Here is a 17,124-nt window from a genome sequence, read left to right on the forward strand (position 1 = left end):
AGGCCTGACGCTGGCTTACGGGCATTCACGGGGTCTGCCCCGCGGACAGGAAACGTTCGATCAGGCCGATCTGCTCGGGCGTGTTCAAGGCCGGCGCATGGCCGCAACCGGGGATCACTGCGACCGCCGCGCGGGGCCCGCGCTCGCGCATGGCCTGGGCGGTCTCGGCGGTCAGCAGCGTCGAGTCCTCGCCGCGCAGGCACAGCACCGGCAGGTCCAGCTGGTCCCAGGCGTCCCACAGCAGGTAGTCGTCGGGATGGTGCTCGAACTGCTGGGCCAGCGCGGGGTCGTAATGCGTCGTCACGCGGCCATCGGGCAGGCGGCGCAGCGAGGTCTCGGTCAGGTGGCGCCATTGCGCGTCGGTCAGGTGGCCGAAGCTCGCATAGATCTCGCGGAAGTAGGCCTCCAGCTCGCTCACCGTCGCAAAGCTCGGCGGCTGACCGGCGTAGGTCTTGATGCGTGCCAGCGCGGGAGCCGCCAGCTCCGGCCCGTTGTCGTTCAACACCAGCCGGCGGATGCGGCCGCGCAGCTTGGTGGCCGCCGCCAGCGTGCCGATGGCGCCACCCATGGACGTGCCCACCCAGTGCACCTTGTCCAGGCCCAGCTGGTCCAGCAGCGCCTCGGCCTGGTCGACATAGGTCTCCAGGCAGTATTCGCGCGCCGGATCCACGGCCCATTGCGACAGGCCGCGGCCGGGGGTGTCGGGGCAGATGACGCGCCATCGGGCGCTGAGCGCGGCGGCGAAGTCGTCGAAGTCGCGGCTGCTGCGTGCCAGTCCATGCCAGGCGATGAGCGGTGACGCGCCTTCGTCACCCCACTCGGTGACGTGGATCTCGCGGCCCAGGCAGTTGACGTAGCGCGACTTCATTTTCTTGCTCTCCCCCGCGTCCACGCCGCCAGTCGCAGCCGCCCGACGATGCCGCCGGGGAAGTGATAGACCGCCAGCACGAACAGCAGGCCCAGCCACAGCAGCCAGCGGTCTGGCGACACGAGGGTGCTCAGGACCGGCACGCCCTCGACCAGGCCGCCGGCCCACTTCAGCAGCGCCTGCAGGTAGTTCTGCGCGACGATGAAGAGCACGCTGCCGATGACGGCGCCGTAGACCGTGCCCATGCCGCCGATGACGACGATGAGCAGCAGGTCCAGCATGATCTCCATGCTCATGGCTGTCTCGGGGCCCGTGTAGCGCAGCCACAGCGCCAGCAGCGCGCCGCCGCAGCAGGCCAGCAGCGCGGCGATGACGTTGGCGCCGGTGCGATAGACGACGGTGCGGTAGCCGATGGCTTCGGCGCGGAACTCGTTCTCGCGGATGGCCTGCAGCACGCGGCCGAACGGTGAGTTGACGATGCGCAGCAGCAGCGCGATCAACGCGGTGACGGCGACGAAGAGCAGGTAATAGGTCAGCAGCCGGCCGTCGAGCATGACGCCCAGTACCGGCTCTTCCATGAACTCGGTCGATGGGCGCAGCGCTGACGGCAGCTGGAAGTTCAGGCCGTCCTCGCCGCCGGTGAAGTCGCTCAGTTGCGAGGCCAGCGTCATGAAGGCCGAGGCCACGGCCAGCGTGATCATGGCAAAGAAGATGGCCTTCACGCGCAGGCTGGCCAGGCCCATGGCCAGCGCCAGCACGGCGCTCAAACCCAGTGCGACGATGAAGCCGATGGCGAGCGACGTCCAGTCCGACCCCAGCCGCGCCGATGCGATCGCGATGCCGTAGGCGCCGATGCCGACGAACATCGTGTGCGCGAAGCTGACGATGCCGGTGTAGCCCAGCAGCAGGTCGTAGCTGGCCACCAGCAGGATGAAGACCAGGATCTTGGCCGCGACGTTCAGCGCCTGCGTGCCCGGGAAGATGAAGGGCGCGCCGGCCAGGCCGACGAGGCAGGCCAGCAGCAGCACGCCGAGGATGCGGCTGCGCGGCAGGTCGTGGGAGAGCAGCGTGCGGATCATCACTTGGCCCCCACCGGGTAGAGGCCTTGCGGGCGCCACAGCAGGATGGCCACCATCAGCCCGATGTTGGAGAACAGCGCCGCCTTCGGCGCGATGAAGCCCACGTAGTTGGCCACCAAGCCGACCAGCAGCGCGCCGATCAGGCAGCCCACCGTCGACCCCAGGCCGCCGATGATGATGACGATGAAGATCAGCAGGTTGACCTGGCCGCCGATCTGCGGCGTGACGCCCTGCTGCACCAGGCCCCACAGCACGCCGCCCAGCCCCGCGAGCGCCGAGCCGGCAACGAACACGCCGACGAACAACCGCCGCACGCGGTAGCCCAGCGCCTCCACCATCTCGCGGTCCTGCACGCCGGCGCGGATCAGCAGGCCGATCTTGGTGCGGTTCAGCACCAGCAGCAACGCGATCAGCACGACCAGGCCGATGAGCATGGCCAGCACGCGGAACTTCTCGACGGCGACGTCCCCGAGGAGAAAGATGCCACGCAGTGCGTCGGGCAGCGGCAGCGGGATCAGCTGGGCGCCCCAGGTGGCCTTGATCAGCTCCTCGCCGATGATCATGCCGCCCATCGTGATGAGGATCTGCTTCAGGTGCTGGCCGTAGACGGGCCGCACCAGCACGCGCTCGAACACGACGCCGACGGCGGCGGCGATGGCCATGCCGGCCAGGCAGGCGGCGGCCAGTGCCGCGAGGTTGGATGCGACGTCAGGGCTGGTGGCCCAGGGCGCGAGAAACGCCAGCACGGTCGTTGCGGTGAACGCGCCCAGCGCGATGAACACGCCGTGGCCGAAGTTCAGCACGTCCATCAGGCCGAACACCAGCGTCAGGCCGGAGGCGATGACGAAGATGATCAGGCCCATGGCCAGGCCGGCCAGCGTCAGGTTGAGCCAGGTGCTGGCGCTGCCGGTCAGCGGCAGGGCCAGCAGCATCAGCGCGGCGAGCAGCGCGAGGGGGCGGGGGTCGAGCCTCATTGATGTGCGGCCAGCGAGAGGCCCAGCAGCCGCTGCTGCAAGTCGGGGTCGGCGATCAGCTCGGCCATCGCGCCGGCGTGCACGATGCGGCCGTCGTCCATGACGGCCACGCGGTCGCCCAGCTCGGCGGCGACGCGGAAGTTCTGCTCGACCAGCAGCACCGTCGTCTGCGTGCGCTTCAGCTCGCGCAGCGCCGTGATGAGGTTCTGCACGATGGCCGGCGCCAGGCCCTTGCTGGGCTCGTCGATGACCAGCAGCTCGCGCGGCTCGATCATGGCGCGGGCGATGGCCAGCATCTGCTTCTGCCCGCCCGACAGCTTGCCGGCCGGGTGCTGCCAGAAGGTCTTCAGCGCGGGGAAGAGGCCGAACAGCCAGTCCAGCCGCTTGGCGTCCAGGTCGGCGATGCGCTTGGCACTGCGCGCGGCCAGCAGCAGGTTCTCGGCGACGCTCAACTCGCCGAAGATGCCCATGGTCTCCGGCACGTAGGCGATGCCGCGCGACGCGATGTCGGGCGTTGCCAGCTTCGTGATGTCCTCGCCCTTGAAGTGCACCGTGCCGGCACTCGCCGTCCACAAGCCCATCAGGGTGCGCAGCGTGCTGGTCTTGCCGGCGCCGTTGCGGCCCAACAGCATGGTCACCTGACCGGCCGGCACCGCGAGGTCCACGCCGTGCAGGATGTGATACGCCCCGACGTGGGTGTGGACGCCCTTCAGCTCAAGCAGGTTCATGCCGCCATTCCCAGGTAGGCCTGCTGCACGATGGGGGAGGCGATGACCTCGGCCGGGTCGCCATCGGCCACCAGCTTGCCCTGGTGCAACACGATGATGCGGTCCGCCAGCTCGCGCACGACGTCCATCTTGTGCTCCACCAGCAGCAGCGTGTGCTTCTTCTCGGCCTTCAGCGCGCGGATCAGGTCCAGCACGACGGGCACCTCGTCCACGCTCATGCCGGCCGTGGGTTCGTCGAACAGGTAGACCTTCGGGTCCAGCGCGATCAGCATCGCCACTTCCAGCTTGCGCTGGTCGCCGTGCGGCAGGCTGGCGGCCAAGTCATCGGCGCGTGAACCGAGTCGCACGCGCTCCAGGATGGCCTGCGCCTCGGTGATCAGCTCCTTGTGCGACAGCCACACCGACAGCATGCGCAGCCCCTTGCCGTGCCGCGCCTGCACGGCCAGCCGCACGTTCTCCAGCACCGTCAGGTGTGCGAACAACTGCGTCAGCTGGAACGCCCGGCCGAGACCCCGTCGCGTGCGCACCGGCGCCGGCAGCTTGGTCAGGTTCTCACCATCCAGCCAGACTTCGCCGCTGCTCGCGGGCAGCTGGCCCGAGATCAGGTTGAAGTAGGTCGTCTTGCCCGCGCCGTTGGGGCCGACGATGGCCGTCAGCGTGCCGGGCTGGAAGGCGCACGACACGCCGTCGACGGCCACATGGCCGCCGAAGCGGATCGTCAGGTTCTTGGTTTCGAGCATGTGGCTGTTTCAGCGCGGAAAGCCAAATCGAGGCGTAGCGAGCGGGTGCTGAACTAGGCGCGGGAGGACCCATGAACCGGAACGTACTTCCTGTACGTGAGGATTCATGGGAGGACCCGCAACGACGTGCAGCGCCCGCGCAGTAGCCGAGCGATCAGCGCTTGTTGCGGGTGGGCACCTGCATCTCTTCCGGCTTGATCTCGCGGACCAGTTCCGGCACGCCCCACGGGAACGCCGGGTCCACCTTGATCCTGAAGTGGTACATGGACTGCATCGCCTGGTGGTCCTCGGCGCGGAAGGTCATCCTGCCCTTGGGCGTCTCGAAGCTCATGCCCTCCATGGTCTTGATGAGCTTGTTGGTGGTCGTGTCGCCGCCGGTTTTCTTCAGCGCCTCGACCAGCGCAATCGCCGCGCTCATGCCGCCGGCCGTGAAGAAGTCGGGCGGAGCCTTGAACTGTTTGTAGTGGTTGGCCACCAGCCATTCGTTGACCGGGTTCTTGGGAATGCCGAAGTAGTAGTACGTCGCGCCTTCCATGCCGGGGAACTGCTTGTAGGCCGTCATGGCCGGCAGGATGTTGCCGCCCGAGCCCACGCCGATGCCGTAGCGCTTCTGCAGGTCCAGCGCGGCCAGCGCGCCGAAGGGCGGCGTCGCGCCGGCCCACACGACGGCGATGACTTTGGGGCCGGGTTTGTCCTTCAGCGCGTCCACCAGGCGCTGGATGCCGGCGGTGAAGTCGGTCGTCGCCGTGGGCAGGTATTCCTCGTGGACGATCTTGGCCTTCTTCAGCGCTTCCTTGTAGGCCTTCACGGCATCACGGCCGAAGGCGTAGTCCTGGGCCAGGATGCCGATGTTCAGGCCGGCGATGTCCGACGCGACGGCGTTGCCGATGGCGTCCTGCGACGAGTTGCGACCGGTGCGGAAGATGTACTTGTTCCACTTGTCGCCCGTGATGGAGTCGGCCACGGCCGGCTCCACCAGCAGGATCTTCTTGTACTCCTCGGCCACAGGCAGCATGGCCAGCGCCACGCCGGAGGAGCTGGGCCCGACGGCGACGTCGGCCTTGTCGTCCCCATAGGCCGCGGCCAGCAGGCTCTTGCCCACGTCGGGCTTGCCCTGGTCGTCCTTCTCGATGACGACGAGCTTCTTGCCCGCCACGGTCAGCGTGCCGCCGGTGGCGTAGTCCAGGCCCATCATGAAGCCGATCTGCGTCTGCTTGCCGTAGGCCTCGAGCGGGCCGGTCTTGCTGTAGACGTGGGCGATGCGGATTTCCTTGTCCGCGGCGAGCGCGACGCCGGGCAGGGCGACCGCCAGCGTAGCGGCGGCGAGGGCAATGCGGCGCGTGAAGGAGCGCTGGATGGGGCGCATGAGGCTTGTCTCCTGAAGTTCGTCATGTCTGCTCTGTCGGCAGACGGTGTCTTCCCTTTCTGCAAGGGCCGTGCCCGGCGGGGAAGGGGGCGCCGGGTCGGTTTTCGTTCGGGTTGTCCCGTGGTTTTGAGCCGTCAGGGACTTGGCGAGTGTCTGACTTTCAGGCGTTGCCTGAAACCTGGACTTCCAGGTCTGGCCAGCGCGCCAGCCGCTCGTACAGTGAGGCGCGCGAAATCTGCAGCAGCCGCGCCGCCGCCATGCGGTTGCCGCCAGTGGCCTTCAGCGCGCGGGCGATGGCGTCGCGCTCCAGCGCTTCGATCAGCTCGGGCAGCGGCGCCACGGCCTGCGAGGTCGTGAGCGTCGGCGCGGCCGGCGGGGCCACCGGTGCAGCCACAGCCGCCATCGCGGGCCCTGCGGACCCACCCTGGAAGCTCGCCGCCGTCAGCTGCATGTCGTCGCTCATCAGGCTGACCTGCTCCAGCGTGTTGCGCAGTTCGCGGATGTTGCCGGGCCAGGCCTGCTGCATCAGCCATTCGATGGCATCGGGGCTGAGCAGCTTCTGCGGCATGCCGCTGCGGCGGGCGATGTCTTCGCCCAGCGCCTCGGCCAGCGCCTCGATGTCGTCCAGCCGCTCGCGCAGCGCCGGCACACGGATGGGCAGCACGTTCAGACGGTAGTACAGGTCGGCGCGGAACTGGCCGGCGGCGACCATCGCGGCCAGGTCGCGGCTGGTGGCGGCAATGACGCGCACGTCCACGCGCAGCACGGTGTTGCTACCCAGCGGCTCCACCTCCTGCTCCTGCAGCACACGCAGCAGCTTGCTCTGCAGCGCCAGCGGCATGTCGCCGATCTCGTCCAGGAACAGCGTGCCGCCGTCGGCCAGCTTGAACTTGCCGTCGCGGCCCTTGCGGTCGGCGCCCGTGTAGGCGCCCGGCGCGACGCCGAAGAATTCGGCTTCCAGCAGCGTCTCCGGCACGGCGGCGATGTTGACGCCCACCAGCGGCCGGTGTGCGCGCCGCGACGCCGAGTGGATGGCGTGGGCCATCAACTCCTTGCCGGTGCCGGTCTCGCCCAGCAGCAGCACGGTGGAATCGGTCTGCGCCACGCGGCGGGCCTGGCGCTTCACCTCCAGCGCCGCCGGGCTGGCACCGATGAAGCTGGCGATCGTGTACTTGGGCCGGCGCTGCGCGGCGAGCTGGCGGCGCGTGTCCTCCAGCTCCTGCTGCAGCCTGCCGAACTTCTGGATCAGCGGCTGCATCGTCGTCTCGGGGTGGTCGAGCAGCACCAAGCCGAGCGCGCCGATGACCTCGCCGGCGTCGTTGCGCAGCGGCAGCCGGCTGACGAGGAAGGTGCCGGCCTTGTTGGTCAGCAGGTCCACCAGCACCGGTTTGCCGCTTTCCAGCACCTGCAGCATCTGCGTGTTGGGCACCACGTCTTCCACGCGCTTGCCGACGAACTCGTGCTCGTGCGTGAAGCCCAGCGCCGGCAGGAAACGCTTGTAGCCGTCGCTGATCCAGACCACGCGGTGGTTGCGGTCGATGACCATCATCCCTTCGGTCGACCGGGCCAGCACGTCGAACATGGACTGCGCGGCCAGGCGCAGCAGCCCGTCGACATCCTGCGGGATGTCGTGCTGGGCGGGTGTCTGGGATTTGGACAGCGGCATGGCCGCGGCAATGTACCGCGCCACGCCGCTGGATGGACCAGGGCCGAACCCGCTCGGTCGCGCCGTCAGGTCCGCGCTCAGAACTTCAACGTCCCGCCAAGAGTGACCGTGCGCGGTGCGCCGTAATACGCGTTCAGCACGCCCAGGCCGGCGATGTTGTAGCCGTCGGTCTTGTAGGCCTTGTTGGTCAGGTTGCTGCCTTGCAGGAAGAAGCTCAGCTTGGGGTCCTTCTCCCAGATCAGGCCGCCGCCCAGCAGCGTGTAGGTGTCCTGCGCCAGTGCCTCGGACAGGTCGGTCGTCGGGTAGACCTTGGTGCGGTGGCTGACCGAGAGGCGCGAGCGCAGCACGCCGCCAAAAGGCATGCGGGCGTTGTGCTCCACGTTCAGCGCGGCCTGGAACTTGGGCGTGTTGGTGAACTTCTTCTGGTCGGCCACGTTGACGTTGCGGTCGATGTACTCGTCGTACTTGGCGTTGATGGTGGCCAGGTTGCCGCTGATGCGCCAGTCGGTCGAGGGCATCCACAGGAACTCGAACTCGGCGCCCTGCACCGTGGCCTTGCCGGCGTTGGTGAAGTCACCGAAGAAGCCCGGCTGGCCGTTGGCCTGGGTGTAGCTGGTGAACACCGACAGCTGCACGTTCTTGTACTTGTTGTGGAAGACCGCGCTGTTCAGCTCCAGCCGGCCGCCGTCCAGGATCATCTTGGCGCCCAGCTCCAGCGAGTCCAGCTTCTCGTCCTCGAAGGGCTTGCTCGACGAGGGGAAGGCCAGCGTGTTGGCGCGGATGTTGTAGCCGCCGCTCTTGAAGCCGCGCGAGGCCGTCGTGTACAGCTTCACCGCGTTGCTGAGCTTGTATTCCAGCGACAGCCGCGGCGAGGTGTTCTGCACCGAGCGCGAGTTGTCGAAGTTGGCCGGCACGGCGATGGGCGCGCCGCTGAACTGGTCGTTGGCGAAGGCCTGGTTCAGCACCACGGCGCGCTTGCTCTCGTCCGTGTAGCGCAGGCCCGTGCTGATGGAGAAGCTGGGCGTCAGCCGCCAGCTCCAGTCGGCGAAGATGGCCTTGCCCTCGGTGTAGACGATGCCGTTGGTCGTGCCGAAGCTCGCGTTGAAGAAGTTGTTGCGCACCGTGCCGCCGGCGCGGCCGTCGAAGTAGTACACGCCGATGACGCCGGAGCTGCTGGCGCCTTCGTACGTGGCCTGCAGCTCGTGGCTCTGCGAGCTGTCGTGGTACTCGGCGCGCACGTCGGCAATCTTGTTGGGCAGGCCGTCGAAGTCGATGGACGTGTTGGTGTCGGACGCGCGATGCGCCAGGATGTACTTCAGACTCCAGGCTTCGCTGACGCCCCAGTTCAGCGTCAGCGATTCGCCCTCGCTGGTCGTGCGGTTGGCGTTGGGCATGCCTGACGCGATGTCGTAGCGGCCCGTGGTGGGCGGCGTCTTGGCCGGGTCGAAGGGGTTGACGTTCAGGCGCTGGAAACCGCGCATGTGCGAGGCGTCCTGCGTGCGGTCCACCGACACCTGGGCGTTGAAGCTGGCGCCCGTCGGGAACCAGCCGGCCGACACGCGGCCACTGGTGGTCGCCTGGTCGCTGACGGGGCTGCCGTCGGTCAGGTTCTTGCCGTAGCCGTCGCGGTTCAAGCTGGCGCCGGCCACGCGGAAGCGGATCTGGCCGTCGTTGACTGCCGTGCCCACGGCACCCTTGGCATTGACCTGGCCGTAGCTGCCGATGGCCAGCGTCACCGCGCCTTCGGTCTGCGTGGGCAGCGGCTTGCTGACGTACTTGACCGCGCCGCCCACCGTGTTCTTGCCGTACAGCGTGCCCTGCGGGCCGCGCAGCACTTCCACGCGCTGCACGTCGTACACGTCCAGCAGCGCGCCCTGCGGGCGGGCGATGTAGACGTCGTCGAAATAGATGCCCACGCCCGGGTCCACGCCCCACAGCGGGTCGGCCTGGCCGACGCCGCGGATGAAGGTCGTGATCGTCGAGTTGCTGCCGCGGGCGGCGTAGATGGTCAGGTTGGGCACCTGGCCTTGCAGGTCGCCGAGGTCCTTGATGGCGAGCTTGTCGAGCTGGTCCGCCGTCAGCGCGGTGACGGCCACCGGCACGTCCTGCAGCGACTCCTCGCGCTTGCGCGCCGTGACCTTGACGACATCCAGCGTCGTCACCGTGGGCTCGGCGGCCGCCGGGGTGGTCTGCGCGCCGGCGGGCAGTGCCGCGCCCAGCGCGGCGAGGATGGCGAACTGCAGGCGCTGGACGCGAAAAGGCGCCGCTTGGCGTCGGGTCATGGCTTGTCTCCTCGTATGAATTTGTGTGTCAGCCACCCCCTGAAGCGCAAAGCCCATGCCAGCGCCAAATCGGTGCCCGGGCCTACGGGTTGACCCGCGATTTCGCGCCATCGGCGGGCGTCCTCGGTCGTTTTCTGTCCGGATTCCAGGCGGCGGGGCACCCGGGCGCTGTCCAGCGAGTGGACAGTCGAGCCGGCCTGACCTTGGGGCTGCAAGCCCAGGGCGGCGCCGCTATCCTGCGCCGCGACCCCAACCCCCACACGGAGACACAGAAGATGTTCAAGCAACTGCTTCCCGCCGCCCTCGCCCTGGCCGCGACGACCACCGCCTTCGCCGCCGGCCCGCAACTCAAGGGCCAGGCGCCCGGCTGGTACCGCGTGCAGCTCGGCGACTTCGAGATCACCGCGCTGTCCGACGGCACGCTGGACCTGCCCGTGGACAAGCTGCTGCAGCAGCCCGCACCCAACACGGTCAAGGCGCTGCAGCACGCCTACCTGGGCCTGCCGCTGGAAACCTCGGTCAACGCCTACCTGATCAACACCGGCAGCAAGCTCGTCCTCGTGGACACCGGCGCTTCCGGCCTGTTCGGCCCCACGCTGGGCCGTGCGCTGGCCAACCTGAAGGCCGCCGGCTACAGCCCGGACCAGGTCGACGAGGTCGTCATCACCCACATGCACGGCGACCACATCGGTGGCGCCGGCGTGGACGGCAAGGCGGCCTTCCCAAACGCGACGCTGCGTCTGGACAAGCGCGACGCCGACTTCTGGCTGGCACCCGAGCAGGTCGCCAAGGGTGAGGGCGGCAAGGCCATCGCGGCCATCGTCAAGGCCTACTCGGACGCCGGCCGCTTCAAGCCCTTCGAAGGCAGCAAGGATGGCGTCGAGATCGTGCCCGGCGTGAAGGCCTACCCGGCCTACGGCCACACACCCGGCCACAGCAACTACGTCGCCGAGAGCAAGGGCCAGAAGATGATGTTCTGGGGCGACCTGATGCACGTCGCCGCGGTGCAGTTCGCCGAGCCGGGCGTGACCATCCAGTTCGACAGCGACCCCAAAGCCGCGGCCCCGGCGCGCGAGAAGGCCTACGCCGCGGCCGCCAAGGACGGCTACTACGTGGCGGTCACGCACGTGTCGTTTCCCGGCATCGGCAAGCTGCGCGCGGATGGCAAGGGCTACGACTGGCTGCCGGTGAATTACTCCGCCAATCGCTGAGCACGGCGCGGGCCGCGCGATTCACAATCGCCGGCCCTCAACCCCTGCCGATCTGCAATGAAGCCATTTCTGCCCGTCCTGCTGCTGTCCCTCGCCGCCACCTTGCCGCTGTCGGCCCAGGCCGGTCCCAAGGCCGAGGCGCTGGGCGCCTGCCTCGGTGACAGCACCACCGGCAAGGACCGCAAGGATCTGGCGCGCTGGATCTTCGTCGCGATGTCGGCCCACCCCGACATCAAGCCGCTGTCCAACGTGCCCGATGCGACCCGCACCGAAGCCGACGCCGGCGTGGCCCAGCTGCTGACGCAGCTGCTCACCGAGCGCTGCCGCGCGCAGGCCCGCGAGGCCGTGCAGCAGGAGGGCAGCGCCGGCATCGTGACCGCGTTCCAGAAACTCGGCGAGCTGGCGATGAAGGAGCTGATGTCCAACCCGAACGTGGGTGCGGCCATGAGCGGCTTCGAGCGCCACATCGACCGCGCCAAGCTCGACGCCGCGCTGAGCGGCCGCTGAGCCGACCGCAGCCGCTCAGCGTGCCGGCCGTGCCGGCGCCCTGAGCATGCGCACGATGGTCGTCAGGTTCACGGCGGCCACGACCACCTCCAGCGCCGTGCCGCCGATGGAGCCGGCGATGACGTTGTTCGCGATCCACAGCCCCGTGCCGCACAACATCAGCAGCCGCATCGGGATGCCTTGCAGCGTGAACAGCGCGATGGTGCCCAGGCAGGACGCGCTCAGTGGCAGCCAGTCGCTGGGCCGGGTGGCGATGGCCAGGCCGAAGCCGATGTTGGCCGCAACGACCCCCACCGCCACCCACACCGAGCGCGTGTGCAGCGACAGCATGGAGCGCAGCATGGACAGCAGCGAGCTGACCACCGCCGTCGGGTTGCCCAGCAGCGCGAAGTGCACGACATAGGCCAGGCACTCGCCGGTCATGAACCACTTGAAGCGGCGGTCGTCCGTCTGCAGGAAGCAGCCGACGCCCAGCACGAAGGCCAGATAGCCGAAGAGTTGGGCGGGCGAGAACCAGTCGGGCATCCGCCGGATTGTCGCGGCCGCCGCAGCGGCGCCTGCCGGTTCAGGTGCCCATCAGCTCGCCGATGGGCTTGAGCTCGTCCACGCGGTCGCACACCGCCTTCACGCTGGCCAGGATGGGCACGCCCAGCAGCAGGCCCCACAGCCCCCACAGCCAGCCGAAGGCCAGCACGCCGATGAACACGGTGACCGCGTTCATGCGGCTGCTGCGGCTGCTGAGCCAGGGCATCAGCAGGTTGCCCGACAGCGTGTGCACGCCCAAAGCGATGCCCGACACCAGCAGCACCATGTCGACGGTGCCGAACTGCACGAAGCTCATCAGGCCCGAACTGACCGTCAGCACGGTGGCGCCGACATAGGGCACGAAGTCCAGCACGAAGGCCGTCGCGCCCCACACGGCCGCGTGGTCCATGCCCGCGGCCAGGAAGGCCAGCCAGATGGTCAGCCCCACCACGGCGCTGGTGAACACCTGCACCAGCAGGTAGCGCTGCACCTGGGCGCTGATCTCGTCCAGCGTCTGCACGGTCAGCCGCCGCTTGGCGAAGGTGGGGCCCGCAAGGTGCACCAGCTTGCGCCGGAAATGGTCGCCCGAGGCGAGCAGGAAGAAGGCGATGAACACCACCACCACGGCCTGGCCCAGCGAGGCCAACAGCCCCAGCGTGCCGGTCCACAGGTAGTCCTGCAGGTTGAAGCGCGGCCGCTCGACGATCACGCGCGTGGCGCCGCGCGGGTTGGCCGCTGGTGCGGGCCCTCCGGCCTCGGCCGCCTGCTCCAGCTGCGTGGCCGCTCTCTGCACCTGGGCCAGCGCACCTTCCTTGCCGTGGCGGCGGGCCATCGCGGCGCGCACTTTCTCGGTGGCCGCGGGCAGCGACTCCAGCAGCGCGCTGGCGTCATCGGACAGCGCATAGCCCGTCCAGCCAAAGCTGCCCACCAGGCCCAGCAGCAGCACCGCTGCCGCCAGCGCGCGGGGCAGCCGCAGCCGCTGCAGTCGGTCGACCACCGGCCCCAGCGCATGGCTCAGCATCAGGCCCAGCAGCACCGGCACGACCACCGCGCTGGCCCAGTGCAGCATGAACAGCACGGCCGCCAGCGCCAGCGTCGCGAGCGAAAAGCTGCGCACGTGAAGCGGTACATGCAGGTGCACCGGTTCGCGCGTGGCCGTGCCGGGAGCATCGGCATCGGTGTCGGGCAGTTCGTGGTCGCTCGCGAGGGTCATGCGCCAGCGTACCGCCGCCCGCACCCGTGCCGGGTCAGCTCGCGGCGCCCGCTGACAGCGCCGCGGAATGCCGGCCGACACGGGCCCAGGATGCGAGCCGCGACGCTGCTGGAATGCACTTCCTCGCCCGGCACTTTTCCAAGCAGTTCGCACGCCAGAGCGCCCGCGTGCTGCGCGACCCCTGGGGCTTTGCCTGGCAGACGCTGAAGGCCTTCCGCGCCAACCAGGGCCTGCTGCTGGCCGGCGCGGTGGCCTACTACGCGCTGCTGTCCATCGTGCCGCTGCTCATCCTCAGCGTGATCGCGCTATCGCATTGGGTGCCGCAGGCCGAACTGCTGCAGACGGTGGGCCGCTATCTGGAGTGGCTGATGCCCGGTCAGTCGGCCGCCGTGGTCGCCGAGCTGGCGCGCTTCCTGGCGCACCGGGACGTGATGGGCTGGGTGCTGCTCGTCAGCATGCTGTTCTTCAGCTCGCTGGCCTTCTCGGTGCTGGAGAGCGCCATGCAGGGCATCTTCCATCACCGCCGCAAGCTCGGCCAGCGGCACTTCCTGGTCTCGGCGCTCATCCCCTACCTCTATGTGCTGTGCCTGAGCGCAGGCCTGCTGCTGGTGACGCTGGTGGCCGGCAGCTTCCAGGCGCTGGGGCAGCGCGAGGTCGAGTTCCTGTGGCGCAGCTGGTCGCTGCACGGCGTGTCGGGTGTGATGCTCTACCTGCTGGGCTTTGCAGGCGAGGTGTTCGTGCTGGCCTCGGTCTACATGGTCATGCCCGGTGGGCGGCCGTCGCTGCCGCTGGCGCTGATCGGTGCGCTGGCGGCGGCGCTGCTGTGGGAGCTGTCGCGCCATGTGCTGGTCTGGTACTTCGGCACGCTGTCGCAGATCGGCACCGTCTATGGCTCGCTGACGACGGCCATCGCCGTGTTGCTGAGCCTGGAGGTCGCGGCCACGCTGCTGCTGTTCGGCGCCCAGGTCATTGCCGAGTTCGAGCGCCTGGGCGAACCGGTGCCCGCGCCGGCTCCGGCCTGACGCGCATTCCCGGCGGTTATGCCGGCGCATCGAATTGGCACGGGAGTTCCGGGCTAACCCGCTGGTTGCTGCACAGCGGTTTTGCAGACCATGCGACCGCCTTCAGCTCACGCGACGCCGTCGCCCCTGACCATGACCAAGAAGACGCTTCTCGCTGCCGTGGCCCTGACGGGTTGGTTGATCGGAGCGCCGGCGCATGCCGACCTCCAGTCGCGTGCCGGCGGCACGATGGTCTACGACACGCAGACCAACCTCACCTGGCTGGCCGACGCCGGCGCGGGCGGGCAGCGCACCCAGGCCGATGCGGCGCTGTGGGCGCAGGCCCTGAGCTTCGGCGGCTTCGACGACTGGCGCCTGCCCACCGTCATGCCGGTCAATGGCATCGCGCTGCAGCTCGACTACTCGGATGACGGCTCCACCGACGTCGGCATCAACAACGCCGGCCAGAACAGCGAGCTGGGCCATCTGTACTACGCGAGCCTGGGCAACAGCGCCGCAGGTCTCACGCAGACGGGGCCGTTCGTCGGCCTGGTCGACCCGGCCAACGCGACAGGCCCGGTGTTCTGGACCGGCACGGAAGCTGAACCCGGTTGGGGCTTGAGCTTCTTCATGGGCATGGGCGCGCAAGACCTGCTGGCCACCGACACGCTGGCCCAGGCCTGGGCCGTGCGCGTGGGCGACGTGGCCGCCGTGCCCGAGCCCGGCAGCGTCGCGCTGCTGCTGGCCGGCCTGATGGCCATGGCGGTTCGCCGCCGTTCGCTGTGACCGGAGACCCGACCATGAGAAACCTGCTCATCACCCTGTGTCTCGCGCTGACCGGCGTCGCGCACGCGGCCTACACGCCGACCGCCAACGACTGGGCCTGCACCAACAAGGTCGGCGGCACGTGGACCCACGGCCGCGCGCCGTCGGGCTGCGACGCCTCGGCCTTTGGCCCCGACAGCTTCGTGCGCGGCAACTACCCCGTCGTCATCTTCAACGATGCGTCCGCCAACCTGACGGACGAGCGCAAGCGCTACATGCAGGCCATGTACCCGGTCATCCGCGACGCCAGCAGCCGCTACCTGCTGTCGCGCAAGCCGGCCGTGTCGGCGCGCGAGCTGGAGGCCTTCCAGCGCGGCACCTACGCCACGCTGCGCCAGGAGACTTTCTGGTCGCACTACCGCGACGCCCAGCTCGCCGCCGGCCAGCCCTATCTGCTGAAGATGATGCGCGGCGACAGCGGCCATGGCCACGGGATGATGCAGGTCGACGACCGCTATCACTTCGTCCAGCTCCAGGAAGGCAAGGGCTGGAACATGATGCAGAACTTCACCTACGCGATCGACATCTACTACGCCGCGTGGGAGGCCGCACCCAACGCCTGCCTGGGCGGCGTGACCACGCCGGCCGGCACCACCGCCGACGTCGACGCCTACTGGCGCAGCCGCGCACGCTCGGCCTGGTCGGCCTACAACGGCGGGCCCACCAAGGTCTGCCGCTGGCAGAACGCGGCTGACGTCAACGTGGCCAAGGACAACGGCTACCGCGACAACTACGACAACCGCCTGTGGCTGGTGGACGTGGCCGACCTGACCAAGGCCGCCGCCATCGACGTGGCCTGCCTGATGGACAACGGCCCGTCCTGCCCCGTGCCCACGGGCGGCAGCGTCGAGCCCGGCAAGCTGTTGCAGGTGGGTGCCGCCGCCTGCGTGCTCAATGGCAGCACGCTGGAATGCGTGGACGACGTGCGCGACGCCGCCTGCCTGGCCGGCCGCGCCAGCTTCGACGACAGCAGCATCACGCCGGTCTACGTCGCGCAGACGGCCGGCTATGCCCGCATCGACCACAACCGCCACCAGCTGTGCCGCGCGCAGGTGCCGGGCCTGCAATCGCTGGCCAGCGCCATCGCCACGCTGCAGCCGCTGGACCTGCGCTCCGCGCCCGATGGCATGGTGCTGGGCCAGGCCGCGGCGGGCACCTACCAGGTGCTGGACTTCATGGTCCGCGGCGCGCAGCAGCAGACGCGGCTGTACCGCATCCGCGCCACGATCAACGGCGCGCTGACCGACGGCTGGATCGATGCCGGCACCGCGGCCACGCAGGCGTCGCTGGCCGTGGGCGCGGCGCCGACGGGCGCGGGCACGATCGCCTTCGCCGGCGACTGGGTCAAGGTCGTGCCCAACCTGAACATGCGCGCGACGCCCGGCGGCGCGCTGCTGGTCGCCATCCCGGCGGGCAGCGCCGTGCAGGTCAAGGAAGTGTTCGGCACCGCATCGGCCAACAACCTCTACTACCGCGTCGAGTACACGCACACCGACGGCGTGCTGCGCGAGGGCTGGATCTTTGCGGGCAACCTCTACCCGGCGTCCACGCTGGCCAGCTGGGCCGTGCCGACGACGGCGCCGTCCGCGGCCAAGCCAGCGCATTGCCCCAATGGCGCACGCTATGACCAGCACCTGCGCCAATGCCTGAGCACGAGCCAGACCTATGGCCCGTTCACCGCCGCCTCGGTGCAGGCCTGCGTGGACGGCGGCGGCGGTGCGGTCTGCACGGCCAACCGCCCGACCGTCGTGGACGGCGTCGCGTTGACGATGCCGATCTGGAGCAAGGCCGTGGCAGCCGCAGCCACCGGCAACGGCGACTGCCCGCGCGGTGCGGTGCGCTCCATGGCGCACCGCTTCCACTGCACGGAGGCCGTCACGCGCAACGGCGCCGCCGAGACCGACGTCTACGGCCCCTTCGGCACGGCACTGGTCAACGCCTGCCTGGCCCGCACCGGCAACGCGGCCTACTGCCGCACCAACCGCTGGCCCGCGACCACCTTCCTGGCGCTGCAGCCCTGACCTGGCATGAAGGCCGTCCTCGCGCTCGCGGCCGCCGCAGCCCTGGCCACGGGACTGTGGTGGGCGCTGCGCGACGACGCCCGCGCGGTGGCGGCCGCGCCGGCCAGCGTGGCGGCAC

Annotated in this window: 15 protein-coding genes; 5 read left to right on the forward strand and 10 right to left on the reverse strand. The window is 69.3% G+C overall.

Features of this window, described 5'->3' with window-relative positions:
- Positions 1–25 precede the first annotated feature (25 nt).
- The 8 genes from AC1D29_RS25695 to AC1D29_RS25730 form a co-directional block, all read right to left on the reverse strand.
- A complete protein-coding gene (locus tag AC1D29_RS25695; RefSeq protein WP_477902866.1) occupies positions 26–868 on the reverse strand; it encodes an alpha/beta fold hydrolase in 843 nt (280 codons plus the stop codon).
- Positions 865–1,947: a branched-chain amino acid ABC transporter permease gene (locus tag AC1D29_RS25700; RefSeq protein ID WP_477902868.1), complete on the reverse strand. Its 1,083-nt coding sequence runs from the start codon at positions 1,945–1,947 to the stop codon at positions 865–867. The genes AC1D29_RS25695 and AC1D29_RS25700 overlap by 4 nt, the downstream gene beginning before the upstream one ends.
- On the reverse strand, positions 1,947–2,921 hold the full coding sequence (locus AC1D29_RS25705) for a branched-chain amino acid ABC transporter permease (RefSeq protein WP_477902870.1): 975 nt from the start codon (positions 2,919–2,921) through the stop codon (positions 1,947–1,949). The genes AC1D29_RS25700 and AC1D29_RS25705 overlap by 1 nt, the downstream gene beginning before the upstream one ends.
- Positions 2,918–3,649, reverse strand: coding sequence for an ABC transporter ATP-binding protein (locus AC1D29_RS25710; RefSeq protein ID WP_477902872.1), 732 nt, complete (start codon positions 3,647–3,649; stop codon positions 2,918–2,920). The genes AC1D29_RS25705 and AC1D29_RS25710 overlap by 4 nt, the downstream gene beginning before the upstream one ends.
- Positions 3,646–4,389 (reverse strand): ABC transporter ATP-binding protein, encoded by a 744-nt coding sequence (locus AC1D29_RS25715; RefSeq protein ID WP_477902874.1) that lies wholly within the window; start codon positions 4,387–4,389, stop codon positions 3,646–3,648. Before AC1D29_RS25715 ends, AC1D29_RS25710 begins: the two co-directional genes overlap by 4 nt.
- A gap of 154 nt (positions 4,390–4,543) precedes the next feature.
- Entirely contained in the window at positions 4,544–5,755 is a 1,212-nt protein-coding gene (locus AC1D29_RS25720) for a substrate-binding domain-containing protein (RefSeq protein WP_477902876.1), read from the reverse strand.
- Between the two features lie 160 nt (positions 5,756–5,915).
- Entirely contained in the window at positions 5,916–7,421 is a 1,506-nt protein-coding gene (locus AC1D29_RS25725) for a sigma-54 interaction domain-containing protein (protein WP_477902903.1), read from the reverse strand.
- Between the two features lie 77 nt (positions 7,422–7,498).
- A complete protein-coding gene (locus tag AC1D29_RS25730) occupies positions 7,499–9,703 on the reverse strand; it encodes a TonB-dependent receptor (protein WP_477902877.1) in 2,205 nt (734 codons plus the stop codon).
- A gap of 275 nt (positions 9,704–9,978) precedes the next feature.
- On the opposite strand from AC1D29_RS25730, the gene AC1D29_RS25735 reads away from it, so the two are divergent.
- Positions 9,979–10,914: an MBL fold metallo-hydrolase gene (locus AC1D29_RS25735; protein ID WP_477902879.1), complete on the forward strand. Its 936-nt coding sequence runs from the start codon at positions 9,979–9,981 to the stop codon at positions 10,912–10,914.
- 57 nt (positions 10,915–10,971) lie between these two features.
- The gene (locus tag AC1D29_RS25740; RefSeq protein ID WP_477902881.1) at positions 10,972–11,421 is read left to right on the forward strand and encodes a hypothetical protein; all 450 of its coding nucleotides are present in this window, start codon (positions 10,972–10,974) and stop codon (positions 11,419–11,421) included.
- Between the two features lie 15 nt (positions 11,422–11,436).
- On the opposite strand, the gene AC1D29_RS25745 is transcribed toward AC1D29_RS25740, so the two are convergent.
- Entirely contained in the window at positions 11,437–11,946 is a 510-nt protein-coding gene (locus AC1D29_RS25745; RefSeq protein WP_477902883.1) for a YgjV family protein, read from the reverse strand.
- Positions 11,947–11,986: 40 nt separating this feature from the next.
- Positions 11,987–13,159, reverse strand: a complete 1,173-nt coding sequence (locus AC1D29_RS25750) for an AI-2E family transporter (protein ID WP_477902885.1) — start codon at positions 13,157–13,159, stop codon at positions 11,987–11,989.
- A 113-nt stretch (positions 13,160–13,272) separates the two neighbouring features.
- On the opposite strand from AC1D29_RS25750, the gene AC1D29_RS25755 reads away from it, so the two are divergent.
- From AC1D29_RS25755 to AC1D29_RS25765, 3 genes are all read left to right on the forward strand, one after another.
- Complete coding sequence (locus AC1D29_RS25755; protein WP_477902887.1) at positions 13,273–14,181, forward strand: YihY/virulence factor BrkB family protein; 909 nt, start codon at positions 13,273–13,275, stop codon at positions 14,179–14,181.
- Between the two features lie 132 nt (positions 14,182–14,313).
- On the forward strand, positions 14,314–14,946 hold the full coding sequence (locus AC1D29_RS25760) for a PEP-CTERM sorting domain-containing protein (protein WP_477902889.1): 633 nt from the start codon (positions 14,314–14,316) through the stop codon (positions 14,944–14,946).
- A gap of 14 nt (positions 14,947–14,960) precedes the next feature.
- Positions 14,961–17,006, forward strand: coding sequence for an SH3 domain-containing protein (locus tag AC1D29_RS25765; RefSeq protein WP_477902891.1), 2,046 nt, complete (start codon positions 14,961–14,963; stop codon positions 17,004–17,006).
- Positions 17,007–17,124 lie beyond the last annotated feature (118 nt).

The organism is Roseateles sp. P1_C6 (assembly GCF_056406315.1).